We start from the raw sequence: 23947 nt of genomic DNA, 5'->3' as shown, positions 1-23947 counted from the left end.
GTACCCGCCGCCCCCGTCAGGGCCGGTGACCCGCGCCGCGACCGCCGGCGCCGATCCGCCGCCGGCCGGGAGGCTCAGGCCTCGATGACGAGCGGCACGATCATGGGCCGGCGGCGGTAGGAGGTGTTGACCCAGCGGCCGACGACGCGACGGACGGCCTGCGAGAGCGCGTGCTGATCGTTCGCCCCGTTCCGCACCGCCTCCTCGAGCGCGGCCGCGATCCGCGGCTTGACCTCGTCGAAGACGCTGTCGTCCTCCGCGAAGCCCTTCGCGTGGATCTCGGGGCCGACGACGATCCGCCCCGTGCCCGCCTCGACCACCACGATGATCGAGATGAAGCCCTCCTCGCCGAGGATCCGCCGGTCCTTGAGGTCGGCGTCGGTGATCTCGCCCACCGACGATCCGTCGACGTAGACGAACCCCAGGTCGAGCCGTCCGACGACGGTCGCCCTGCCGTCGAGCAGGTCGATCACGGTGCCGTCCTCGGCGATGATCGTGTTCTCCTCCGCGATCCCGGTCTCACGCGCGAGCTGCGCGTTCGCGACCAGGTGCCGGTACTCGCCGTGCACCGGCATCACGTTCAGCGGCTTGAGGATGTTGTAGCAGTAGAGGAGCTCGCCGGCTGCGGCGTGCCCGGACACGTGCACCTTCGCGTTGCCCTTGTGCACGACGGTCGCTCCGAGCCGGGTGAGCCCGTTGATGACCCGGTACACCGCGTTCTCGTTGCCGGGGATGAGGCTGGAGGCGAGGATCACCGTGTCGCCCTCCCCCGGCTCGATCTGGTGATCGAGGTTGGCCATCCGGCTGAGGACGGCCATCGGCTCGCCCTGCGACCCGGTGGACATGTAGACGATCCTGTCCTCGGGGACGTCGCCCGACTTCTTCATGTCGACCAGGACTCCCGGAGGGACGTGCAGGTAGCCGAGATCCGCGGCGATGCGCATGTTGCGGACCATGGAGCGGCCGAGCAGCGCCACGCGGCGGCCCGTGGCGTGAGCCGCGTCGAGCACCTGCTGCACCCGGTGCACGTGGCTGGAGAAGCTCGCGACGATGACACGGCGGGTTGCCCTGGCCATGACGCTCTCGATGACCGGGCCGATGTCGCGCTCGCTCGGCGTGAAGCCGGGGACGTCGGCGTTGGTGGAGTCGACCATGAACAGGTCGACTCCCTCCTCGCCGAGGCGGGCGAAGGCGCGCAGGTCGGTGATCCGGCCGTCGAGCGGCAGCTGGTCCATCTTGAAGTCGCCGGTGTGCAGCACCGAGCCCGCGTCGGTGACGATCGACACGGCCAGCGCGTCCGGGATCGAGTGGTTCACGGCGACGAACTCGAGCTCGAAGGGCCCGAGGTTCTCGACGTCGCCCTCCTTCACCGTGAGCGTGTACGGCGTGATCCGGTGCTCCTTGAGCTTCGCCTCGACGAGGGCGAGCGTGAGGGTGGAGCCGATCAGCGGGATGTCGCGCTTCAGGCGGAGCAGGTAGGGGACGGCGCCGATGTGGTCCTCGTGGCCGTGGGTGAGGACCACTCCGACGATGTCGTCGAGCCGGTCCCGGATGGGCGTGAAGTCCGGGAGGATCAGGTCGACGCCCGGCTGGTCCTCCTCCGGGAAGAGCACGCCGCAGTCGACGACCAGGAGCCTGCCGTCGATCTCGAAGACGGTCATGTTGCGGCCGATCTCGCCGAGGCCGCCGAGGGGGATGATCCGGAGCGTTCCCGGAGCGAGCGGGGCGGGGATGATCACGGGACCGGGCATGCGCCCTCCTTCTCCAGCGGTGCTTTCTCGGGACGTGCCGCTCGGGCTCAGCGGGTGGTGCCGGCGACCTTCGGGAGGGCGCCGCCGGCCGCGGCGTTGCGGTCGGGCCGGAAGTTGCGGAAGTCGACGCCCGGGATGTCGCGGACCAGGCCGAGCTCGTCCTCGATGAGCGCCGCCTCCGACTCCTCCGGGCCGACCAGGGGCAGCCGCACGCGCGGCGAGGAGATGCGGCCGAGGCCGTGCAGGATGTACTTCGCGGCGACGGTCCCGGGGACGTGCGTCATCACGGCGCGCACGAGCGGCTCGAGCTGCTGGTGTGCGCGGGTGGCCGCGTGGAGGTCGCCCGCGTTCACGGCGTCGACGATCGTGCGGTACGGCGCGGCGGCGATGTTCGCGGTGACGCCGATGAGCCCCGTGGCGCCGATGGCGAGCTCGGGGAGCACGTTCGCGTCGTCGCCGCAGAAGTACATCAGGTCGGTCTGGTTGAGCACGCGGCTGACCTCGGAGAGATCGCCCTTCGCGTCCTTCACGGCCAGGATGTTCGGGTGCTTGGCCGCCCGCAGGATCGTCTCGTAGCGGATCGGCACGCCAGTGCGGCCGGGGATGTCGTAGAGGATCACCGGCAGGTCCGTCGCATCCGCGATCATCCGGAAGTGGGTGAGCACGCCCGCCTGCGTGGGCTTGTTGTAGTACGGGGTGACGATCATGTTGCCGTCGGCGCCGGCCTTCTCGCTCTGACGGGCGAGCTGCATGGCGTGGGCGGTCTCGTTCGAGCCGCCTCCCGTGATGATCTTCGCGCGGCCCCCGGCGACCGAGCGGCCGACCTCGACGAGGCGGATCTTCTCCGGGTCGGTCAGGGTGCTGGTCTCGCCCGTGGTCCCGGTGACCACGATGCCGTCCGCGCCCGCTGCGATGCAGTCGTCGATGTGCTTCTCGACACCGGGCCAGTCGACCTCGCCGTCGGCGGTGAACGGGGTGACCAGGGCGACCAGGACCTGGCCGAAGGGATTCTCCGGAGTTGACACGCTGCCAGGGTAGCGGGTCGCCGCCGCGCCGCCGGGAGGAGGTTCCCGGAGCCGCCCGCGCGGACGGCAGCAGGCGGATCGGGCGGGACGGCCCGCTCGTGCTCGCCGGTCGGCGGGCTACGGGGCGACCCGGCCGTTCGCCGTGAAGGCGGCGGCCGTGAGGGGCATCAACTCCTGGAAGTGCGTCTCCATCTGCTCGGCCGCCATCTCGATCTCGCGCTGCGGGAAGGAGGGGAACGTCGAGTCCTCGCGCTTGGTGCGCAGGGAGAGGAAGTTCATCAGCGAGCGGGCGTTGAGCGTGACGTACATCGACGAGTAGATGTTCAGCGGGAGGACGATCCGGGCGACCTCGCGGGCGACGCCCTCGCCGAGCATCCGCCGGTACGACTCGTAGGCCTGCGTGCTGACGCGGCGCGTCTCCTCGGCGACGAGTTCGGCCTGCTCGGGGGTGCCCGGCTCGAAGGAGTAGGCGCCGGGCTTGCCGACCTGCACGAGGTTGCGGCGGGGGCCGGGCACGTAGAAGACCGGACGGAGCTCGCGGTAGCGGCCCGACTCCTCGTTGTAGGAGGCGATGCGGTGCCGCATGAACTCGCGGAAGACGAAGATCGGCGCCTGCACGTAGAAGGTCATCGAGTTGTGCTCGAACGGCGAGCCGTGGCGGTCGCGCATGAGGTAGTTGATCAGGCCGCGGTCGCGCTTGCGCTGCAGCTCGGCGTCGGACTCCTCGCCGTCGAGCGCCTCGGCGAGCGTCTTCTCGCCCTGGGTCGAGACGCGGGCCGCGAACAGCACGTCGGAGTCGTGGGCGCTCGCGCGGACCAGCTCGACGACGACATCACTGCGGAAGACGGGACTACTCGGGTCTGCGCTGAGGCTGCTCTGTTCGGTCACGGATCGAACCTAGACCACGCTCCGACCGCGGCCGTCGTCACATCCCGAAACAGTCGTCCGCGCAGCGCCCGCGCCGACCTACGCTTCCCGGATGGAGCCCGTGACGATCCTCGCCGCACTGCTCGGCCTCGTCGTGCTGGGCGTCGTCCTCGGGGCTGTCCATCGGGCCCGCTCCGGGCGCGTCGCGAGCGCCCCCTCGCGCCAGGACCCCGCGATCGACCCCGGCGAGCTCGTCCCCGGCGCAGTGCTCGGGACCCGGGCCACAGTCGTGCAGTTCTCGACCGACGTCTGCACGCGGTGCCCTGCAGTGCGACGGATGCTCGGGGAGCTCGCCCAGCAGCGGCCCGGGCTGGCGCACCTCGACGTCGATCTGACGCACCGCCCCGACCTCGCGGCGCGCTTCCGCGTCCGGCAGACGCCCACGCTCCTCCTGCTCGATCGAGACGGAGTGCCGCGCAGCCGCGTCGGCGGCGCTCCGACCCGGGCCGCCCTGACCATCGAGCTCGACCGACTCCAGGAGACATGATGAGCACCCGCTCCCCCTCCACCACCGGCGCCACTCCCCCGTCCGGCACCGTCGATCCCCGCGGCCCGAGGGTCGCCGCCGGAGTCACCGCCGCACTCCTCCTCACGGCCGTGGGCCTCGGGCTCGCGGCCGCGGCCCGGGCCGACCTCGACGGCCGGCTCTCCCAGCCCGGCTTCCTCCTGCTGCTCGCGCTCGCCGCCCTCTTCGCCTGGTCGGCCGCGCGCGGCGTCGGCTCCGGCCCCTGGGCGGTGCTGTTCCGCCGGGTGGTCCGGCCGCACCTGGCACCGCCGCGCGAGTGGGAGGACGCCCGCCCGCCGCGCTTCGCCCAGCTGATCGGCCTGGTGGTGACCGGCGCCGGCGTCCTCCTGCACGTCGCCGGCGTCCCGGGATCGGTTCCGGTCGCCGCGGCCGTCGCCTTCCTCGCCGCCTTCCTCAACGCCGTGTTCGGCCTCTGCCTGGGCTGCGAGCTCTACCTCGTGCTCGCGCGGGCCGGCCTGGTCGGGCGCTCGGCCGGCTCCCGGGCGTGAGGCTCTAGGCTGGGTCCGCTTCGCGGGCGGCCCGCGACCGGCTCCGGGAGGCACCATGAGCGACTCATCCGCACGGCACTCCGACCACGACGGGACCACGGACTCCGGCTCGCCGCGACGCGCCGCGCGCACGCCGGGCGAGCACGTGTCGACGCCGTCCGAGCTGCCCTCGGCCCGGCCGAATGCGTCCGCTCCCCGGCTCCGCGTCCTGATCTCGGGCGCCAGCGGGATGATCGGCTCCGAGCTGACCCGCCAGCTGCGCGCCGAGGGGCACGAGATCCTGCGCCTGGTGCGCCACGCGCCGTCGAGCCCGGACGAGTTCCACTGGGCGCCCACCTCGCACATGCTCGACTTCAGCGTGCTCGACCGCGTCGACGCCGTGATCAACCTCTCCGGCGCCTCGATCAGCCGCCTGCCGTGGACCGCGTCCTACAAGCGGGAGATCCTCGACTCGCGGATCCAGTCCACGCAGACCCTCACCGACGCGATGCGGATGTCCTCGACCCCGCCGACGACGCTGATCAACGCCTCCGCGGTCGGCTACTACGGAGACCGCCCGGGCGAGGAGCTCACCGAGCAGTCCTCGCGCGGCGACGGGTTCCTCGCCGACGTCGTCGACCGCTGGGAGAAGGCCGCCCACCTCGCGCCCGAGGCCACGCGGGTAGTCACCGCTCGCACCGGGCTCGTCCTCGGCGACGGCGGCGCGCTCAAGCCGCTCCTGCCCCTGACGAAGCTCGGCCTCAGCGGACCCCTCGGCAGCGGCAACCAGGCCTGGCCCTGGATCAGCCTCTACGACGAGGCCGCGGCGATCCGCCACCTGCTCACGTCCTCGCTCTCGGGCCCGGTGAACCTCGCCGGACCGGTGCCGGCGACCGCGAACGACGTGATGCGCACCCTCGCCGAGCAGCTGCACCGCCCGTTCAAGCTGGCCGTCCCCGAGAAGATCATCGAGCTCGCGCTGCGCGACGCCGGGCACGAGCTCCTGCTCTCGAGCCAGCGCCTGGTCCCCCAGCGGCTGCTCGACGACGGCTTCGAGTTCCGCCACCGCACGGTCGGCGAGGCGCTGGAGTGGGTGCTCGCCTGATCCGGGCCGCCTGAGCGGTACTCGCCGGAGAGCCGCGCTCGGGTCGCGGCCGAGCGGTCAGGCCGGAGCCTCGTGCTCCAGCGCGATGGCCCGGCGGATGGCGCCTCGGGCGCGCTTGCGGTCGCCGCTGGCGTCGTAGGCGAGGCCGAGGCGGTACCAGGCGCGCCAGCTCCCGGGCTGCGCATCGACCTCCTCCGCGTACTGCGGGAACAGCGCGTCCGCCTCCTCCCGGAGCGGACGCCCGCTGGCCCGCGAGTCGAGGACCTCCTGCGGCAGCGCGTTCTCGCCCTCCAGCCGACGGGCCAGCTTCTCGGCGCGGAGCCCGAACAGCAGCTCGCGCACGAGCCCCCAGACGCCGACGGCGCCGAGGATCAGCAGGCCGACGCCCATCACGATGCCGGGCACCGTCGCCGCGGCGAAGGCGACGACGGAGTACTGCAGGCAGACGAACAGGTAGAGGGCGAGCAGGACCGCCATCAGGACGACGCCGATGCGGGTCCTCACGGGGTGCTCGTCGCTGCGGCGGCCTGGCCGGACGGAGCCCGGTCGATGACGGGCTGCTCGTCGACCGGCCGCTCGTCGAGAGGCGCGGCGTCGAAGGCGGCGCGCAGGTCGATCAGCGCGTCGAGGCCCACCACCACGCCCGTGGTCGTCCGGACCGCGTCGAGAGCGCGCAGGACGCCCTGCTCGTAGGAGGCCTGCGAGGTGGTGTCGTGCCGAATGGTGACCGTCTCGCCGGTGCCGCCGAAGACGACCTCCTGGCGCGCCTCCACTCCGGGCAGGCGGAGGCTGTGGACCGGGACGCTCGCGACCTGCTGGCCGCGGGCCCGCTGGTCGGTGTGCGGAGCCTGCACCGGACCGAGCTCGGCCCGGGCGCGCAGCAGCAGCTCGGCCGTGCGGACCGCGGTCCCGGAGGGCGAGTCGACCTTGCGGGCGCCGTGGGTCTCGACGATCTCGGCGGCGTCGAAGAAGCGCGCGGCCACGGTGGCCAGCGCGGTCGCGAGCACCGAGCCCAGCGAGAAGTTGGGGATGATCACGACGCCGGCCTCCGGCTGCTCGGCGACGCTGCGCCGGAGGGCCGCGATCCGGTCGCCGGTCCAGCCGGAGGTGCCGACGAGCACCTTCCTCCCGTTGGCCACGGCGAAGTCGACGATCTGCTGGCTGACGGCCGGCACGGTCATGTCGACGACGACGTCGGCCTCGAGCATCTCGGCGGGATCGCTCCGCGAGCCGAGCCGCGCGACGAGCGAGAACTCGCTCGACGCCTCGATGAGCGAGCAGGTGAACGAGCCGAGTCGGCCGGACGCGCCGACCACGGCGACGGAGGTAGTCACCGACTCAGCGTAGCCCGCAGCTCAGTACGGCTGGGCCTCGGGCAGGCCGGTGCGCAGCTCCACGGGCAGGTGCGAGAGGTCGTTGTGCACGACGAGCACCGGCGGCTTGCGGGAGCGGACGCGGATGATCGTCAGCCCGCAGTTGGCCTGGTTGAGGCCCAGCCACCGCCAGTCGGGAGCGTCGAACACGTGGCGGACGAACCAGCCGATCACGAAGTTGTGGGTGATGAGGAGGTCGTGGCGGTCCTCGCGCGACGGCGCCAGGAACTCGGCCACCGCGTCCTGCATCTGCGCGTGCCCCGCCTCGATCTCGGCCGCGGTGACGCTGCCGAAGAAGGGCTCGAACGCCTTGGGCATGTCCGGGGTCGGCCCCGAGGGGATGCAGTCGAACAGCAGCGAGGACGGCTGGAGCGGCAGGCTCGGCAGAAGCGTCTGGAAGCGCGCGGCCGTCTCCTCGGCCCGGCGCAGCGGCGAGTGCCACGCTCCGGTGAAGGGGACTCCGCCGAGCCGCTCGGCGATGAGCCTCGCCTGGCGCTCACCACGGGCCGAGAGCGGGCCGTCCGGCATGCCGTGCTCGGCGTCCTGCTGCTCGCCGTGGCGGACGAGGTAGATGTAGTGGGACACGGGGTCCTCCCTGGTGCGGCGCGGCGGTGCGCGGTCAGCGGGCGTTCGACGATCGGATCAGATCGCGGAGGCGCTCTCGATCCCGGCGATCCCGGCGAAGGCCGACTCGTCGACCGCGCCGACGGCCGAGATCGACGACGGCCCCCGGGCCAAGTCTGCCGCGAGTGCCTGGACGTCCTCCGCGCCGACGAGGGCGAGTCGGCGCAGGCTCTCGTCGAGGTCGACGAACTCGCCGAAGGTCAGCTCGGCGCGTCCGAGGCGCGACATCCGGGTGTCGGAGTCCTCCAGCGCGAGCGCCGCCGCTCCCGAGAGCTGGCCGCGGGCGCGGGCGAGCTCGTCGTCGGTGACGCCGTCCTCGGCGAGGCGGTGGAACTCGGTGAGCAGGAGCTCGGCGACCGTCCCCGCCTTCGCCGGGGTGCACGCGGCGTAGAGCCCGAAGAGGCCCGCGTCCGAGTAGGACGGGGCGAAGGAGTAGACGGAGTAGGCCAGGCCGCGCTTCTCGCGTACCTCCTGGAACAGCCGCGAGGACATGCCGCCGCCGAGGATCGAGTTGAGGACGCCCATCGTCATCCGCCGCTCGTCGCCCGCGGCGAGACCGGGGAAGCCGACCAGCAGGTTCGCCTGCTCGGTGGGGCGGTGCACCACCGACAGGGCGCTGCCGCGGGTGTAGGACGCACGGCCGCCGACGCGCCGCTCGACGGGCGGGGCCGCCGTGCCGAGGTCCCAGCCGTCGGCGACGAGGACCCGCTGGAGCAGCGCGACGAGCGCCTCGTGGTCGACGGCGCCGGCGACGGTGATCACCACGTCTCGCGGGCGGTAGGCGGCGCGGTAGTGCGCCCAGACCGCGTCCCGGGTGGCCTCGCCGATGGTCGCGGCGGTGCCCCCGATCGGGCGGCCCAGCGGGTGGTCGCCGAACACGGCCTCGAACAGCTTCTCGCCCGCCACGTCGGCCGGATCGTCGTCCGCCATCGCCAGCTCCTCGAGGATGACCCCGCGCTCGGTCTCGAACTCGTCCGGATCGATCAGGCTCGAGGTCACCATGTCGGCGATCACCTCGACCGCCATCGGGAGGTCGCGGTCCTGGATCTTGGCGTAGTAGCAGGTGTACTCCTTGGCGGTGAGAGCGTTGTGCTCCCCGCCCACGGAGTCGAAGGACACGGCGATGTCGAGGGCGGACCGCTTCTGCGTGCCCTTGAACAGCAGGTGCTCGAGGAAGTGCGTCGAGCCGACGTTGGAGGGCACGGCGGGCTCGCCCGCGGTCGCGGGGCGGCCGGGCCGCTCGTCGCGAGAACCCGCGGCGACCCAGAAGCCGATCGTGGCGCTGCGGGCGCCGGGCACCGATTCGCTGAGGATGCGGACACCGCTCGGGAGGACGGAGCGGCGGACCGTGGATCCGCCTGCGGCCCGGACTGACGTCTCCGGCTGGTCGAGGGGCAGTGCGACTCCGTGATTCATCGTGCCCACCCTAGGCCACCGCGACGGCGGCCCGAGCCGGGCTGTCGCGCCGTGGCGGGAGAGGTGCAGGGGGCGTCGCGGACGGGCGCGGTCAGCGGCGCGCGCGCTCCAGCGCGGCCAGGTGTCCGGGGTCGAGCTCGAGCGAGACCGCGCGCACCAGCGCGTCCACGTCGGCGGGTGAGCGCGGGGCGACCGTCGCGGCGGTCAGCCGCGGCCGGCCGAGCAGCCAGGCCAGGGCGACGGCGGCGGGAGCGGCCGAGAGCTCGGCACCGATCGCGTCGAGGACGGCGAGGACCCGGCGTCCGCGGCGCCCGAGGTGGGCGGCGGCGAGTGCCCCGTCGGGCAGGCGGCCGAGCTCGCGGCGGGTGCGCTCGGCGCCGCGGAGGAACCCGTGGGCGAGGGGGACGGTCGCGAGCAGGGCGAGTCCCTGGCCGGCGGCGACGAGGCCGAGATCGCCCTCCGAGCCGGGCCGCTCGAGCAGGTTCCAGCGGACCTCCGCGCCGGCGAGGCGGGGCAGCCCGTGGGCGGCCAGGACGCGCGCCTCGAACAGCTCCTCCGGGGAGAACCCGGAGGCGACCACCGACCGCACCAGCCCGCGCGCCAGCAGCACGTCGACGGCGCTGAGGAGCTCGTCGAGGCGTCCGGCCCCGTCGGGGCGGACCGCCAGCACGTCGAGGCGATCGGTGCGGAGGCGGCGCAGCGCCCCCTCGACACGGTCCACCAGCGCACGCGGCGTCGCGGGCGCGCCGACCGGAGCGGCGAAGCGGCCGATCAGGAGGAAGCGGTCCCGGTCGCGGTGTCCGGCGGGCCAGCCGCCGACGCCCTCAGCGAGGCTCGAGTCGGTGACGACGACGCCGTTGCCGCCCCACGCCGCGTAGCGCTCGAGCAGCGCGGCACCGTCGTCGCGGCCGAGGGCCGCCGCGTCGAGCACGAAGGGGAAGAGGTCGTGGCCGGAGTCGCCCATCGGCCGGCGGCGCGAGGGTGCGACGGCGGTCGGCTCGACGGGGCCGGTCTCGGCGAGGACGCCGCTCGAGGCGGCTGCGCGGGAGACCGCGGGCGGGAGCGGGACGGCACTGTGACGGGGAGCCCGCACGACGGCGCCGGTCCTGTCCCTGGGCACGCCACCACTCTCCCTGCGGCGGCTCGGGTCCCGCCAGGGGAGAGAGTATCCGAGCGCCGGAGCCGCCACTCCGCCGGGTCGCGCACGGTTCACCAGATCGTTACACGGGCGCCGCCGGCGGGGTCGACTCGCGCCGGCGAGCGGTGCGGCGGGCCCCTCCGTGTCGGCCGTCCGGGCTAGATTCGCGACCATGGACTCCGCCGCCCCGACCCCCTCCGAGACCGCCGCCCCGACCTCCGACTCCCCCGAGCGGGAGACGTCCGCGCCCTGGTGGACGAGCGCCGTCGTCTACCAGATCTACCCGCGCTCGTTCGCGGACTCGAACGGCGACGGCATCGGCGACCTGGGCGGCATCCGCTCGAAGCTCGACCACCTCGCCGACCTGGGGGTCGACGTGATCTGGCTCTCGCCGGTCTACCCGTCACCGCAGCACGACAACGGCTACGACATCTCGGACTACGAGGACATCGACCCGCGGTTCGGGACGCTGGAGGAGTTCGACCTGCTCCTCGCGGAGGCCCACGAGCGCGGCATCCGCATCGTGATGGACCTCGTGGTCAACCACACGAGCGACGAGCACGCCTGGTTCGTCGAGTCCCGCTCCTCGCAGGAGGACCCGAAGCGCGACTGGTACTGGTGGCGCCGCGGGCGCCGCTCGGCCGAGCCCGGCCGCGAGCTCGAGGCGGCCGCCGGCGCCGGCCTCGACGTCGCCGAGCCGAACGGCTGGCGCTCCTACTTCTCCGGCCCGGCCTGGACGCTCGACCCGGCGACGGACGAGTACTTCCTCCACCTCTTCGCGGTGCAGCAGCCGGACCTCAACTGGGAGAACCCCGAGGTGCGGCACGCGGTGCACGCGATGATGAACCGCTGGCTCGACCGCGGAGTGGACGGCTTCCGGATGGACGTGATCAACCTCGTCTCGAAGGACGTCGGAGCCGTCGACGGCGAGCAGGGCGGCGCGGGGATCGTCGGAGGGGTGGGTCCGCGGCTGCACGAGTACCTCCGCGAGATGCACGAGGCCGTGTTCGCGCACCGCGAGGGCTCCTTCCTCACCGTCGGCGAGATGCCCGGGGTCACCCTCGAGGAGGCGGTGCTCGTGACCGATCCCGAGCGGCGTGAGCTCGACATGGTCTTCCAGTTCGAGCACGTCGGCATCGACCACGGAGTCGACAAGTTCCACCCGGTGCCGCTGGACCTGGTCGCCTTGAAGGCCAACCTCGCGCGCTGGCAGGACGGCCTGGCCGAGCGCGGCTGGAACAGCCTGTACCTCGGCAACCACGACCAGCCGCGTCTCGTCTCGCGCTTCGGGGACGACGGCGCGCACCGCTACGAGTCCGCGACCCTCTGGGCGACGCTCCTCCACCTCCAGCGCGGCACGCCGTACATCTACCAGGGCGACGAGATCGGGATGACGAACGTCCCGTTCGCCGGCATCGAGGACTTCCGCGACGTCGAGTCCCTGAACTACTGGGCCGAGGCCGTCGGCGAGCGCGGCGAGGACCCGGCGACCGTGCTCGCCGGGCTGCGCGCGCAGAGCCGCGACAACGCCCGCACGCCGGTGCAGTGGGACGACAGCCTCCAGGCCGGCTTCACGACCGGCGAGCCGTGGATCGCGGTCAACCCGAACGCCGCCGAGGTGAACGTCGCCGCCGATCGGGCCGCCGAGCGGTCGGTCTTCGAGTACTACCGGGCGCTGATCGCGCTGCGGCACGCCGACGAGACGGTGCAGCTGGGCCGCTTCGCGCTGCTGGAGCCCGAGCACCCCGCGCTCTTCGCCTTCACGCGCACCGGACCGGGCGAGCTGCTCGTCGTCGGGAACGTGTCCGGTGAGCCGCTCGAGGTGCCGCTGCTCGAGGAGTGGGCGGCTGCCGAGACGGTCCTCGGCAACGTCGCCAGTGCGACCGGGTCGACGCTCGGCCCGTGGGAGGCGCGCATCCTGCGCCGCTGAACCTCGCCGCGCCCCGCTCCGAGCCCGGCGCGGGGCGCGGCGCTCGACGGCGGCGGACCAGCGGGCGAGAGCCTCAGGCGGAGACGCGGTCCAGCTGAGCGATGTCGCTCCGGGTCAGCGGGAGCGCGGCCGCCGCGAACAGCGACTCGAGCTCCGCGGCGTTCCGCGCCCGGACGATCGCCGCCGAGACCTCCTGGTGCGAGAGCACCCAGGCGAGCGCGACCACGCCGGGCTCCGTGCCGTGGGCCCCCGCGATCTCGTCGAGGGCAGCGAGCACGCGGGAGCCGTGGCGGCCGACGTAGTCCAGGCCCGCCTCGAACAGGGCCGACTCCGGCTCGTCCGTGCGGCTGCGCAGGGCGCCGGTGAGGTAGCCGCTCGCCAGGGGCAGCCGCGCGAGGGTGCCGAGCTCGAGCCGCACCACCTCGGGGGCGACGTCGGTCTCGTAGGTCCGGCGCTCCATCAGGCTGTACTCCGACACGACGGCCGAGAGCGACGGCAGCGCGAACGCGGTCGCCGTCTCGTGCAGCGCCGTGATCGCGGCTCCGCTGAAGTGCGCGGCGCCCAGGGCGCCGACCGATCCGTCCGCCAGGAACGGCGCGACCGCCGCCAGGCTGTCGGCGATGGGGATCCCGGGGTCCTCGCTGTCGAACGAGAGCAGGTCGATCCGGGTGCCGAGCCGCTCGAGGCTCCCCTCGATCGCGATGCGGACGTCCTCCGGGGCGAGGCCCGGCGCGTCCGGGTGCCGGCCGACCTTCGTCGCGACCAGCATCCGCTCGCGCAGCCCGCTCTGCTCGAGCCAGCGGCCGATCATGTACTCGCTCCGACCGGTCGCGTAGTGGTCCGCGGTCGAGATCAGGGTGCCGCCGAGACGGCCGAAAGCGTCGAGCACCTCGGTGGTGTCGTCGATCCCGGCGGCCCAGCCGAAGACGGAGCCGTCGAGGGCGAGCGGATGCACGGGGAGGCCGGTCCGACCCAGGGTGCGTGAGAGGAGCAGCGTCTCCGGCTCGGTGGCCAGCGGCGTCGGGTCGGTCACGGAGTCCTCCGGTCGGGGCGGTGCGGCGCGGTCCCGCCACCGTACCCCATGCCCCCGCCGACGACGGACGCCCGCCCCACCGGAGTGGGACGGGCGTCACGGTCGTGCAGGAGGGATCAGCTCTCGGCGGGTGCCTCGACCTCGGCCTCCTCGGCCACGACGGGCGCGAGGGACAGCTTGCCGCGGTCGTCGATCTTGGTGATCTGGACGAGCAGCTTCTGGCCGACTCCGAGGACGTCCTCGACGTTCTCGACGCGCTTGCCGCCGGCGAGCTTGCGGACCTCGCTGATGTGCAGCAGTCCGTCCTTGCCGGGGAGGAGCGAGACGAACGCGCCGAAGGTCGCGAGCTTGACGACGGTTCCGAGGAACTGCTCGCCGACCTCGGGGTTGGTCGGGTTCGCGATGGCGTTGACCTGCGCACGCGCGGCCTCGGCCGACGGACCGTCGACGGCTCCGATGTAGACGGTGCCGTCCTCCTCGATGGAGATGTCGGCGCCGGTCTCGTCCTGGATCGCGTTGATCGTCTTGCCCTTGGGGCCGATCAGCTCGCCGATCTTGTCGACGGGGATCTGCACCGAGATCACGCGGGGCGCGGTCGGGGCCATCTCGTCGGGCTGGTCGATGGCCGCCGTGAGCACCGCGAGGATCGTGGTGCGGGCGTCCTTGGCCTGCTTGAGCGCGGCGTCGAGCACCGACGACGGGATGCCGTCGAGCTTCGTGTCGAGCTGGATGGCCGTGACGAACTCGGCGGTTCCGGCGACCTTGAAGTCCATGTCGCCGAGCGCGTCCTCGGCGCCCAGGATGTCGGTCAGCGCCGCGTAGCGGGTCTGGCCGTCGACGACGTCGGACACGAGGCCCATCGCGATGCCCGCGACCGGGGCGCGCAGCGGCACTCCGGCGTTGAGGAGCGACAGGGTCGACGCGCAGACCGAGCCCATCGAGGTCGAGCCGTTGGAGCTCAGCGCCTCGGAGACCTGGCGGATCGCGTAGGGGAACTCCTCGCGGCTCGGCAGCACCGGCACGAGGGCGCGCTCGGCGAGGAAGCCGTGCCCGATCTCGCGACGCTTCGGCGATCCGACGCGGCCGGTCTCACCGGTCGAGTAGGGCGGGAAGTTGTAGTGGTGCAGGTACCGCTTCTTGGTGACGGGCGACAGCGAGTCGATCTGCTGCTCCATCTTGAGCATGTTCAGCGTGGTGACACCCAGGATCTGGGTCTCGCCGCGCTGGAAGATGGCCGAGCCGTGGACGCGCGGGATGACCTGCACCTCGGCGTCGAGCGGGCGGATGTCGGCCAGGCCGCGTCCGTCGATGCGCACGCCGTCGCGGAGGATGCGGCCGCGGACGACCACCTTCGTGACGGACTTGTACGCCGCTCCGACCTGGTTGTAGGCCTCGGCCGACAGCTGACCCGAGGCGATGCGCTCGGCGATCTGCTCCTTGACGCGCGCCTTGAGGGCGTCGTCGGCGTCCTGCCGCTCGACCTTGTCGGCGATCTGGTACACGCGGACGAGCTCGTCGTAGCTGAGCTCGGCGACGTTGTCGTAGGTCTCCTGCGCGTAGGGCAGGAAAACCGGGTAGTCCTTGACCGGCTTCGCGGTCTCGGCGGCGAGCTTCGCCTGCGCCTCGACGAGTGCGCGGAGGAAGGGCTTGGCGGCCTCGAGGCCCTCGGCGACGACGTCCTCGCTGGGCTTGGTCGCACCCGCCTTGATGAGGTTCCAGGAGGACTCCGTGGCCTCGGCCTCGACCATCATGATGGCGACGTCCGAGGAGCCGTCCTCGTTGGTGACGACGCGGCCCGCGACGGTGAGGTCGAAGACGGCGTTCTCCAGCTGGGAGGCCTTGGGGAAGGCGACCCACTGGTCGTTGCCGGAGCCGTCGGACATGAGCGCCAGGCGGACGCCGGCGACCGGGCCGGAGAACGGCAGGCCGGAGATCTGCGTGGACGCGCTCGCGGCGTTGATCGCGAGGGCGTCGTAGAACTCGTCCGGCGCGATGCTGAGGACCGTGATGACGATCTGGACCTCGTTGCGCAGGCCCTCGACGAACGAGGGGCGCAGCGGCCGGTCGATCAGACGGCAGACCAGGATCGCCTCGGTGGAGGGGCGGCCCTCGCGGCGGAAGAACGAGCCGGGGATCTTGCCGGCGGCGTAGGAGCGCTCCTCGACGTCGACGGTCAGCGGGAAGAAGTCGAAGTTGTCCTTCGGGTTCTTCGAGGCCGACGTGGCCGAGAGGAGCATGGTGTCCTCGTCGAGGTAGGCGGCGACGGCGCCCTGAGCCTGCTGCGCGAGGCGGCCGGTCTCGAAGCGGACGGTGCGGGTGCCGTACGAGCCGTTGTCGAGAACGGCTTCGGCGAATGTGATTTCAGGACCTTCCAAGAGGTCTGTCTCCTTAACGTCTGCAGCGGCGCCCCTTCTGGGCGCCGGCGTTCGTCGGAGCAGCGGTCCGGTCAGGAATCGAGACGATCCCACGGCAGGGCTTCGCGCCGTGCCGTCGTGTGGAGGGCGTTCGTGCTGGCCACCAGTAGAAGAGCTCCGGGCTGTCGCGACCTGTGCCGCGAGCGGGACGTGCCGCCTGCGACTCGTGCCGCGGCGGCCCGTGCTCTGTCGCACGCTGCCGCCGTCCGGGACTCCACCACCGAGGACCAGCTTCCTGCCGGCCTGCTCCGTGGCTCGAATCCTGGGTCGACCGGCGGTCGCTTTCGGATTCGGAACCGGTTCATGCTATCAGCCGCGGTGCGGTTCCTCCATGGACCGCGCCGACCCGGCGGGCCCTCCGCCCGTCAGCCCCGCGTCTCGTGCATCAGCAGCTCGACGCGCAGCCCGCCCCTCACGGTCACGATGCGGGCCGGCACGCGGGGCGACCTCCCCGCCTCCGAGAGCCGGGCGAGGGCGGCCTCGACCACGTTCTCGAGACCGCGCGGCACCTGGCCGACGAGCCCCGAGGGGCGCTGGGCCGCGAACAGGCGGACCGGCATCGGAGCGTCCACGCGCTCCTCCTCCGCGGTGCGGCGCGGGATCACGGCCGTGACCTCGTCCTCGCCGAGGGCGAGCACCCGCGCGATCTCGTCCTGGTGCGGCCGGGAGTCGGCGAGGCGGAGGAGGGTGTCACCGCGCCGCGACTTCGGGCGCAGCTCGTAGTCGTAGTCGTCGAGCTTGCCCGAGCCGCGGTCGTCGGAGGGGAGGGGGTTCGCGTCGCCGCGTCCGAACGGGAAGAGCTTCATGCCTCCATTGTCCAGCTCGCGGCCCCTCCCCCGCTCGCGTCAGGCGGTGCGCCGCAACCGGGCGATCGCCGCGAGCACCAGGACGAGCACGACGGCGACGAAGCCGAGCAGGACCGGGACGGCCGGCAGGAGCGCGAGCGCGGCACCGATCGCCAGGACCGGCACCGCGAGGCCGAGGTAGGCGGCGAGGAACACGGCCGCGAGCACCTCGCCGCGGGTCTCGTCGGTGGCGAGCGAGCCGGCGACTCCGAGCGCCAGGCGGAAGAGCAGGCCCACGCCCGCTCCCGCGAGCACCCCGCCGACGATGAAGGCGGACACCGAGACGATCACGGCGCCGGACGCGACCAGCAGCAGCCCGGCCGTCAGCGCCACGGCCGCGAGGCGGAGCGCCGTCCGCGAGGACAGCCGGATCGAGACCAGCTGCGCGACGGCTCCGGCGGCGAAGACCCCGAAGGAGACCGCGCCCGCCTCGAGGTGGGAGGTCTCGCCGAAGCGCCCGGCGAGGAAGGTCGGCGCCAGCGAGGTGAAGAGGCCGAACACGGCGAACCCGGCGAACGCGCCGACCGCGGCCGAGAGGAAGACGCCGCGGGAGGCGGCCGGCACGGCCAGGCGCTGCGGACGGTAGGCAGGGAGGACCTCGCGCCGCTCGACCGTCTCGGGGACGAGCGCGACGCCGATCCCGAGGACGACCAGGAGGACGAGGAACACGGCGTACGGGACGACCAGGGGCTCGCGCACCGTCACGGCGAACACCCCGCCGACGAGCGGGCCGAGCGCCAGCCCGCCCATGTTGACGAGGGCGGAGACGGCGCGGGAGGTGCCGGGGCCCTCCTCCGGGCGGGCGACGGCGCGCAGCTCCGAGAGGTGGGCGGTGGCCGTCGCGGTGAGCGCGCCGACGCCGAGCCCGGTCAGCAGGCGGGCGAGGATCAGCCCGGGCACGTCCGGCCAGAGCAGGAACACGGCGGCCGCCAGGACCTCGACGAGGATCGACGCGAGCAGGATCCGGCGGCGGCCGAGCCAGTCGCTGACGTGCCCGGCGAGGAAGAGGCTCGCCACGACTCCGACCGCGTACGCGGCGAAGACCACGGTGACGACGAAGGCCGGGAACCCGTCGCGCTGCTGGTAGATCGCGTAGAGCGGTGTCGGCACGGTCGAGAACGCCATCACCGTGAGGAAGGCGACGGCGATCACCCAGAAGCCGTGGCGGTGCGGGAGCTCGCGGCGGTGGACGGACGGGAGGGAGCGCTCGGTGGTGGTCACGGTGTCCACAGTGCTCCGCCCCATCATCCGTGTCCAACGGAGGATCTCGGTTGGATTGATCGTCCCTGCTGGATAATGGGCGGATGGACGACCGCCAGCTCGCCGCCTTCGTCGCCGTCGCCGAGGAGCTCAGCTTCACCCGGGCGGCCGCGCGCCTGTTCGTCGTGCAGTCGACCCTCTCGGCGAGCATCCGCTCGCTCGAGCAGGAGCTCGGCTCGCCGCTGTTCGCCCGCTCGACCCGGCGGGTGGCGCTCACCGCGGTCGGCGAGGCGCTCCTGCCCTCGGCCCGATCGGCGATCGACAGCCTCGACCGGATGCGCTCGCTCGCGGCCGACGACGCGGCGGGGCTCCGCGGGCGGGTGCGGGTGGGCACCTTCTCCGCCCTCGACCTCGTCGACCTGCCCGGCGCGCTCGGCGTCTTCCGCACTCGACACCCGCTGGTGGACCTGCTCCTGCGCACCTCGACCACCGGCTCCACCGGTCTCGCCGAGGACCTGCGCCGCGGCCTGCTCGACGCCGCTCTGCTGGCACTGCCGGCGACGCAGCTGCGGGGCCTGGCGGTGACGCGGCTGGTGCGCAGCGACTACGTCCTGCTGGTGGAGAGCGCGCATCCGCTCGCCGCGGCGGGACCGCCCTCCCCGCAGGACCTCGACGGGCTCACCTTCGTGGACACGCCCGCCGGCTTCGGCAACAGGGTCGCCGTCGACCTCGCCTTCCGCGAAGCCGGGGCGTCGCGCCGGGTGGCCACCGAGGTCGCCGATCTGCCGGGGATCCCCCGCTTCGTGCAGGCGGGGCTGGGGCCGGCGATCGTGCCGCGCGCGGGCGTCGAGCCGCTGGAGGGCGTCACGGCCCTCGCGCTCGACTGGCCGGGGCTGGTCTGGGAGCTCTCGGTCTGCACGGCGCCGCGCCCCTCCGCCGCGGTGCAGGCGCTCACGGCCGTGCTGGCGGAGCGGTCGGCCTAGGCCTCAGCCCTCGCGCAGGGGGCCGCGGACGATCGAGTCGCCGGAGTGCTCCGGGTCGTCGTCGAACGGCTCCTGGGAGACGTCCACGAGCGGGTACTCGGCGAGGTCGACGTCGTCGGGCACGGCGAAGACGCCGTCGGTCCCGTCGAGCACGCCGAGCCCGACCAGCCCGGAGGCGTCGGCGGCGAGGAGCCAGACCTCCCGGTACGAGTCGTCCGCGCTCTGCGCATCGAGGTGCACGTGCAGGCGGCGGGTGCCGTCGGCGTCCTCCAGCTCGGCGGTTCCGCTCGCTCCCTGCCAGTCGGGGAGAGCGGCGAGATCAGCGCGCGCCACGACGGCGGCGGTGTCGTCGCTCCGCGAGGCCTGCCACCAGGCTCCGCCCGCGACCCCGATGACGAGCGCGCCGAGAGCGGCCAGCACGGCGCTCAGAGCGCGGGGCCGGCGGCGGCGGGCGGGGCGGTGCCGTCCCGGGGGAAGGGCGAGCGGAGGCGGCACGGCAGCGGCCGACGACGGCAGGGCGCCGGGCCCGAGGTCGCCGAGGGCGAGCTCCTCGCGGATGCGGTCCCAGACGATCGCGGGCGGCGCCTCCAGCTCGACAGCACGGCTCGCACGGCCCAGGCCCGCGGCGTGGCCGAGCTCGACCAGCTGCCGGGCGCAGTCGGGGCAGTCGCGCAGGTGGGCCTGCTCGGCGTCGCTCGAGTGCTCGCCGAGGGCGAGCAGGGCGAGCTCGTCGGGATCGAGGTGGGTCATGTGCTGCTCACCTCCAGGCGGGAGCGGAGCCGGTCGAGGCTGCGGCGGATGTGGCTCTTGACGGTACCGAGCGGCAGGCCGGTGCGCTCGGCGATCTCGGTGTGGGTGAGGTCCTCGTAGAAGGCGAGGCCGATCACCCGCCGGGGGACGGGATCCAGGCGGGCCAGCTCGTCGGCGATCAGGATCCGCGCCTCGAGGTCGACGGGGGCCTCCCCCTCCTCGACCGGCGTGACGGCGACGAGGGCCTCGGTGAGCCTCCGCTCGCGCGCCCGCGCCTCGTGCGCGTCCGCGATCCTCCTCCGGGAGATCCCCACCAGCCAGGCTCCGAGAGCCGCCCGTCCGGGATCGAAGCCCGAGCGCGAGGTCCAGGCCGAGACGAACACGCGCTGCACCACGTCCTCCGCGTCGCCGCGGTCGCCCAGCGAGCGCAGCGCCAGCGTGAAGACCAGCGGCGACCAGCGCGAGTACGCCTCGGCGAGCGCCGCCTCCTCCCCTGCGGCGAAGCGGCGGCCGAGTTGGGCCACGAGAGCGCTGTCGGCCTCGGCGCCGTCGGCGGGCTCGATGGTCTCGATCAGGGGGTCCCTCCAGGGCTGCGGGGAGCGCTGCCGCCCGGGGGCGTGCGGCGCTGCGAGGCTCATCGTACGTCGCTGAGGCTCGGGCGGGCGGATCAGCCGGCCGGGACGGCCGTGACCACTACGTTGCTGAGGTAGTGGCGGGTGTCGTAGTCGAAGTCGCCGCCGCAGGTGATCAGGACCAGCCGCGGCGGTCCGTCGGCGGCGAACACGGCCGAGAGGTCGACCGTGGTCTTCTCCGTGGTCTCCACCGTCGAGACGGTGTACGCGCGCTCCGCGCCGTCCGCGCCGGTGAGGGTCACGGTCTGGCCCGGGACCGCCTCCTTCAGCTCGACGAACGGCCCGAGACCGTAGGCGAGGGAGTCGACGTGCGCGGCGATCACGACCGTGCCCTCCGGCTCGTCTAGGCCGGCGCCGAAGCGGTACCAGCCGGCGACCTGCGTGTCGGGCACGAGCTCCATCGTGCCGTCGTCCGCGACTCCGACCGGCTCGACGGCCATGTCGACGGGGAGCCCGTCGACGACGAGCCGCTCGGGAGCGAGCGCGGTGGGGGCGGGGGTCGCGCCGAGCCGAGCATCCGCCACCGGGACGGACGGCACCGCTTCCGGCAGGGTCGCCGCGGGCGAGGAGGGGACCGTGGCCGGCACCGGCTGCTGGGGCGCCGAGGAGACGGCGGCGGGAGCGGGCTCCACCCGGGACTCCTGCGCCGCGCATCCGGCGAGACCGGCACCGGCCACGATCAGCCCGACCACGGCGAGGACGCGCAGAGGGAAGGGGCTCCGGCTCATGGCGTCCTCCTGGGTCGTGGTCGGGGGTGCCGGGACGGCCGCGCTCCAGCACGGCCGACCCGGCGGTCGGATCCTCGGGTCAGCGACGCGAGGCGGCGGTGCGGCGGCCGATCAGCACAGCGCCGGCAGCGGCGAGGGCGGCGAGCAGTGCTCCGCCCCACCAGCCCGCGGCGGCGTCGGGGCGGTTGTCCGCCGCGAGGCCGGCCTCACCGGCGGGGACGCCCGACGGCGAGGAGTGCAGTCCATCGATGGTCTGCGTCGCGAGAGCGAGGTTGCCCTTCTCCAGGCTGCCCCAGGCGTAGACGATCGTGTTCACGCCCTCCTGGACCTGCACGTCGGCCGGGCCGATGACCGGCGCGGTGGTCCCGGTCGCGGCGACCACGGTCGAGATAGTGGCCGGGGCGAGGTTCAGCACGCCCTCGTTCGGGTTCGTCACGTTCGTCAGGACGGGCGACCCTCCGGCGAGGATGTCCACGGCCGGAGCGGCGGCGATGTGGCGGACCGTGAGCCGGCCCTCGCCCGCGGCGGTCTTCGAGATGTCATTGGTGAAGAGGGTCGCGGTGGGGGTGTTGTCCGGCTTGAGGTGCGCCGCGACGGTGTAGCTCTTCCCCGCCTCGAGGCTGATGTCGATCGGGCCGATCACGGGGGCGCTGGCGTCCGCGGCGGTGGAGGCCGTGATGGCGACCTTGTAGGTGCCGGTGGGGAGGTCGAGCGGGCCGGCGAGCGAGCCGGGGGTGAAGTCGTCGAGCGTCAGCTTGCCGTCGACGTAGACGTCGACCGGGGTGTCGGGGACGGCGTGCAGGACCGAGAGGTCGGCCGAGTCGGCGTCGGCGGCGGCGGCGGGCGTGGCGGCGATGCCGACGACGGCCAGGGTTCCGATGCAGGCACCGGCGAGCAGGCTGCGGGAGAAGCGGGAGGTGGTCACGGTGTTCCTCTTTCACGATGGGACCCGCGTGGGGTCGGGGGGTGGTCGAGAAGGGCCTTCACCACTACTTCCGGCCGAGGCGCCTCCTCGGATGCACCCGGTCTGAGATTCTTCGAAAGAATTTCTGCCGGACGCTTCGCGAGCCCCTCGCAGCGCTGGCCCGAGCGCCCGCGCCGGGCTAGCCTCCGACCAGGAGGTGCGGAGGATGGGCAGGCGCGGCGTGGTCCTCCTCCTCGCCGCCGCGGCGCTCACCACGGCGGCGGTCGCGGGCGTGCAGGGCTCCCTCGCCCCCCGGGCGCCGGTCGCCGACCAGTCCGCCGCCGCCTCCGACGCCCCCGCCCAGTGCGACGACGCGCGGGAGCTGCTGGCCGCCTCGTCCGCCTTCGAAGGCGGAGCGGGCGTGCCGGCCGGCCACCTCGTGGCCTGCCTCGACGAGGACCACCGGCGCCTCACGATCCACAACCGCACCCCCGTCGTCTGGAGTCTCGGCGACTCCTCGGTGCGGGGCGTGACGAGCGGGACGGACGGAGTGACGGGTCTGCTGAGCCTGCACGCGTCGCAGTCCTCCTCCGGGCTGCTCCTCGCACCCGGATCGGCGGCCTCGGTCTCGGCCGGCGACGGGAGGATCCGACCGCGGCCCGACGAGCCCTCGACCCGGCTGCAGCTCGCGCTCACCGCGGTGGTCGCGGCTCAGGATCAGGCGATCGGCCCCTCCGCCGGTCCCGACAGCATCATCCGCGGCGCCGCGCTCACCTGCGCGGTCGTGGTCGCGGAGTCGGACACCGGCTGGCGGGTGACCTCGCCGCGGGCTCTCGCCGCGGCGGCCGAGGACCCGGTGTGCGCGCGCGACTGGGGCCGCGCCCAGCGCAGCGCGGCGGCCTGGCGGATCGCCCTGCCCGGGCTCGTCGACGCCGTGGAGGCTCCCGGCCGCCCCGAGGAGGACACGGCGCTCCAGCGGGCCGCGGCCGACTGGTTCTCGGCCTCGAGCGGCTACTCGTGGGGCGGGGTCGACCGCCCCGCTCCCCTGCCCTGACCGGCGCCGCGCGCCTCGTCCGCCCGGGAACGCGAACGGGCCGCCCTCCGCGAGGAGGACGGCCCGTTCGGCAAGAAGTTCGCGGTGTCATCGAGACCGCGCCCTGCTCCGGGAGGAGCTAGCGGCGCAGACCGAGACGCTCGATCAGCGAGCGGTAGCGGTTGATGTCCACATCCGACAGGTAGCCGAGGAGTCGACGACGCTGACCCACGAGCAGCAGCAGACCACGACGCGAGTGGTGGTCGTGCTTGTGCTCCTTGAGGTGCTCGGTGAGGTCCTTGATCCGCTTGGTCAGGACGGCCACCTGCACCTCGGGGGATCCGGTGTCACCGGGGTGGGTCGCGTACTCTTCGATGATCGCCTTCTTGACATCTGCTTCGAGTGCCATATATGGGATCCCCTCTCTCTCGTTGCGCGGTGCCCGGCGCCTGATGCGTGGGCTCTCTTGATCCGCGGCCGTCGAACGGCAACCGGACGACTCTACCAGAGGGAGGGCTGTATCAGGAGCCGGTGGCCCGGTTCCAGAGTACGACGAGCCACGGCGAGACCAGCAGCTGCCAGTAGACGAGCACGAGGACGTTGAGGACCACGCCGATCCAGCCGGCGATCGGCGGGCGCTTCTCGCGACGCCGGGCGCGGAGGGTGGAGACGGCGAGCAGGATCCCGGCGAGCAGGACCGCGTGCACGAGCGCGGTGTAGAGCACGCCGACCAGCAGGTCGCTGACGGCCTGGTCGCCCGGGTAGGCGCCGAGCGAGATCAGGGCGTACCAGACGAAGAACGACAGCGGGACGGCGAGGACGGCCAGGAGGACCGAGACGATCCCGGCTCCGTAGCGGCGGAGGAAACCGCGAGCTCCCGAGGCCGTGGCACCGGTCCGAGCGGCTCCGGCGCGGACGCCGCCCGTGGAGCTGCGCCGACCGCCCGTGGCGGCCGCCGCGCGACGCGCGCCCGCCTCGGCGGCGGTGCGGATCGAGCGTCGCGAGGGGGCGGCTCCGGCTGCTCGCGGGGCAGGAGGACCCTGACGCCCGGGCGCGCCGTCGGATGACGTGCTCATGCCTCTCACCCTAGGGGATGACCCCTGAGCCCCCGGATCGGCGCGACGCGGCCCGCCGGGGCGGCGG

At 73.4% G+C, this 23947-nt stretch carries 24 protein-coding genes; 6 read left to right on the top strand and 18 right to left on the bottom strand.

The window, feature by feature from the left end:
* Positions 1–74 precede the first annotated feature (74 nt).
* The 3 genes from C5C71_RS09430 to thyX form a co-directional block, all read right to left on the bottom strand.
* Positions 75–1751 (bottom strand): ribonuclease J, encoded by a 1677-nt coding sequence (locus tag C5C71_RS09430; protein WP_104337591.1) that lies wholly within the window; start codon positions 1749–1751, stop codon positions 75–77.
* Positions 1752–1798: 47 nt separating this feature from the next.
* Positions 1799–2776: a 4-hydroxy-tetrahydrodipicolinate synthase gene (gene dapA / locus C5C71_RS09425; RefSeq protein ID WP_104224469.1), complete on the bottom strand. Its 978-nt coding sequence runs from the start codon at positions 2774–2776 to the stop codon at positions 1799–1801.
* A gap of 117 nt (positions 2777–2893) precedes the next feature.
* A complete protein-coding gene (gene thyX, locus C5C71_RS09420; RefSeq protein ID WP_104224468.1) occupies positions 2894–3664 on the bottom strand; it encodes an FAD-dependent thymidylate synthase in 771 nt (256 codons plus the stop codon).
* Positions 3665–3755: 91 nt separating this feature from the next.
* Here thyX and C5C71_RS09415 point away from each other — a divergent pair, with 91 nt between their 5' ends.
* From C5C71_RS09415 to C5C71_RS09405, 3 genes are read left to right on the top strand one after another with little or no spacing between them, the layout of a single operon-like run.
* On the top strand, positions 3756–4190 hold the full coding sequence (locus tag C5C71_RS09415) for a thioredoxin family protein (RefSeq protein ID WP_104233266.1): 435 nt from the start codon (positions 3756–3758) through the stop codon (positions 4188–4190).
* Positions 4190–4717: a DUF4395 domain-containing protein gene (locus C5C71_RS09410; RefSeq protein ID WP_104233265.1), complete on the top strand. Its 528-nt coding sequence runs from the start codon at positions 4190–4192 to the stop codon at positions 4715–4717. The genes C5C71_RS09415 and C5C71_RS09410 overlap by 1 nt, the downstream gene beginning before the upstream one ends.
* A 55-nt stretch (positions 4718–4772) precedes the next feature.
* Positions 4773–5801, top strand: a complete 1029-nt coding sequence (locus C5C71_RS09405; protein WP_104226299.1) for a TIGR01777 family oxidoreductase — start codon at positions 4773–4775, stop codon at positions 5799–5801.
* A 57-nt stretch (positions 5802–5858) separates the two neighbouring features.
* On the opposite strand, the gene C5C71_RS09400 is transcribed toward C5C71_RS09405, so the two are convergent.
* The 5 genes from C5C71_RS09400 to C5C71_RS09380 all read right to left on the bottom strand — a co-directional run bounded on the left by C5C71_RS09400 (position 5859) and on the right by C5C71_RS09380 (position 10334).
* Positions 5859–6305: a hypothetical protein gene (locus tag C5C71_RS09400; protein WP_104250175.1), complete on the bottom strand. Its 447-nt coding sequence runs from the start codon at positions 6303–6305 to the stop codon at positions 5859–5861.
* On the bottom strand, positions 6302–7135 hold the full coding sequence (gene dapB / locus C5C71_RS09395; RefSeq protein WP_104337590.1) for a 4-hydroxy-tetrahydrodipicolinate reductase: 834 nt from the start codon (positions 7133–7135) through the stop codon (positions 6302–6304). Before dapB ends, C5C71_RS09400 begins: the two co-directional genes overlap by 4 nt.
* A gap of 21 nt (positions 7136–7156) precedes the next feature.
* Complete coding sequence (locus C5C71_RS09390; protein ID WP_104224462.1) at positions 7157–7759, bottom strand: histidine phosphatase family protein; 603 nt, start codon at positions 7757–7759, stop codon at positions 7157–7159.
* A 57-nt stretch (positions 7760–7816) separates the two neighbouring features.
* Positions 7817–9214: a pitrilysin family protein gene (locus C5C71_RS09385; protein ID WP_104224504.1), complete on the bottom strand. Its 1398-nt coding sequence runs from the start codon at positions 9212–9214 to the stop codon at positions 7817–7819.
* A 91-nt stretch (positions 9215–9305) separates the two neighbouring features.
* A complete protein-coding gene (locus C5C71_RS09380) occupies positions 9306–10334 on the bottom strand; it encodes an aldo/keto reductase (protein ID WP_181065686.1) in 1029 nt (342 codons plus the stop codon).
* A gap of 190 nt (positions 10335–10524) precedes the next feature.
* Here C5C71_RS09380 and C5C71_RS09375 point away from each other — a divergent pair, with 190 nt between their 5' ends.
* Positions 10525–12282, top strand: coding sequence for an alpha-glucosidase (locus C5C71_RS09375; protein ID WP_104337589.1), 1758 nt, complete (start codon positions 10525–10527; stop codon positions 12280–12282).
* A 73-nt stretch (positions 12283–12355) separates the two neighbouring features.
* On the opposite strand, the gene C5C71_RS09370 is transcribed toward C5C71_RS09375, so the two are convergent.
* The 4 genes from C5C71_RS09370 to C5C71_RS09355 all read right to left on the bottom strand — a co-directional run bounded on the left by C5C71_RS09370 (position 12356) and on the right by C5C71_RS09355 (position 17795).
* Positions 12356–13315: an aldo/keto reductase gene (locus C5C71_RS09370; protein ID WP_104226294.1), complete on the bottom strand. Its 960-nt coding sequence runs from the start codon at positions 13313–13315 to the stop codon at positions 12356–12358.
* Between the two features lie 116 nt (positions 13316–13431).
* Positions 13432–15690: a polyribonucleotide nucleotidyltransferase gene (locus C5C71_RS09365; protein ID WP_104224806.1), complete on the bottom strand. Its 2259-nt coding sequence runs from the start codon at positions 15688–15690 to the stop codon at positions 13432–13434.
* 404 nt (positions 15691–16094) lie between these two features.
* Positions 16095–16535: a hypothetical protein gene (locus C5C71_RS09360; RefSeq protein WP_104226292.1), complete on the bottom strand. Its 441-nt coding sequence runs from the start codon at positions 16533–16535 to the stop codon at positions 16095–16097.
* A gap of 39 nt (positions 16536–16574) precedes the next feature.
* Positions 16575–17795, bottom strand: coding sequence for an MFS transporter (locus C5C71_RS09355; protein ID WP_258068699.1), 1221 nt, complete (start codon positions 17793–17795; stop codon positions 16575–16577).
* 83 nt (positions 17796–17878) lie between these two features.
* On the opposite strand from C5C71_RS09355, the gene C5C71_RS09350 reads away from it, so the two are divergent.
* Positions 17879–18757, top strand: a complete 879-nt coding sequence (locus C5C71_RS09350; protein ID WP_104233255.1) for a LysR family transcriptional regulator — start codon at positions 17879–17881, stop codon at positions 18755–18757.
* Between the two features lie 3 nt (positions 18758–18760).
* Here C5C71_RS09350 and C5C71_RS09345 read toward each other — a convergent pair whose 3' ends face one another.
* From C5C71_RS09345 to C5C71_RS09330, 4 genes are all read right to left on the bottom strand, one after another.
* Positions 18761–19507: an anti-sigma factor gene (locus tag C5C71_RS09345; protein WP_104239041.1), complete on the bottom strand. Its 747-nt coding sequence runs from the start codon at positions 19505–19507 to the stop codon at positions 18761–18763.
* Complete coding sequence (locus C5C71_RS09340) at positions 19504–20145, bottom strand: RNA polymerase sigma factor (protein WP_104337587.1); 642 nt, start codon at positions 20143–20145, stop codon at positions 19504–19506. The genes C5C71_RS09345 and C5C71_RS09340 overlap by 4 nt, the downstream gene beginning before the upstream one ends.
* A 29-nt stretch (positions 20146–20174) precedes the next feature.
* Positions 20175–20867 carry a class F sortase gene (locus tag C5C71_RS09335; RefSeq protein WP_104337586.1) on the bottom strand — a complete coding sequence of 231 codons (693 nt, stop codon included), beginning with the start codon at positions 20865–20867 and terminating at the stop codon, positions 20175–20177.
* 79 nt (positions 20868–20946) lie between these two features.
* A complete protein-coding gene (locus tag C5C71_RS09330; protein ID WP_104224813.1) occupies positions 20947–21792 on the bottom strand; it encodes a DUF4397 domain-containing protein in 846 nt (281 codons plus the stop codon).
* A gap of 205 nt (positions 21793–21997) precedes the next feature.
* Here C5C71_RS09330 and C5C71_RS09325 point away from each other — a divergent pair, with 205 nt between their 5' ends.
* A complete protein-coding gene (locus C5C71_RS09325; RefSeq protein ID WP_104260616.1) occupies positions 21998–22825 on the top strand; it encodes a hypothetical protein in 828 nt (275 codons plus the stop codon).
* Positions 22826–22943: 118 nt separating this feature from the next.
* On the opposite strand, the gene rpsO is transcribed toward C5C71_RS09325, so the two are convergent.
* Positions 22944–23213, bottom strand: coding sequence for a 30S ribosomal protein S15 (gene rpsO, locus C5C71_RS09320; protein ID WP_068252328.1), 270 nt, complete (start codon positions 23211–23213; stop codon positions 22944–22946).
* Positions 23214–23325: 112 nt separating this feature from the next.
* Entirely contained in the window at positions 23326–23880 is a 555-nt protein-coding gene (locus C5C71_RS09315) for a hypothetical protein (protein WP_104224815.1), read from the bottom strand.
* Positions 23881–23947 lie beyond the last annotated feature (67 nt).

This window comes from Rathayibacter sp. AY1C1, from assembly GCF_002932105.1.
Taxonomy (GTDB): domain Bacteria; phylum Actinomycetota; class Actinomycetes; order Actinomycetales; family Microbacteriaceae; genus Rathayibacter.
The sequence above is the reverse complement of the archived record's forward strand: the minus strand, read 5'-3'. Positions and strand labels throughout refer to the sequence as shown.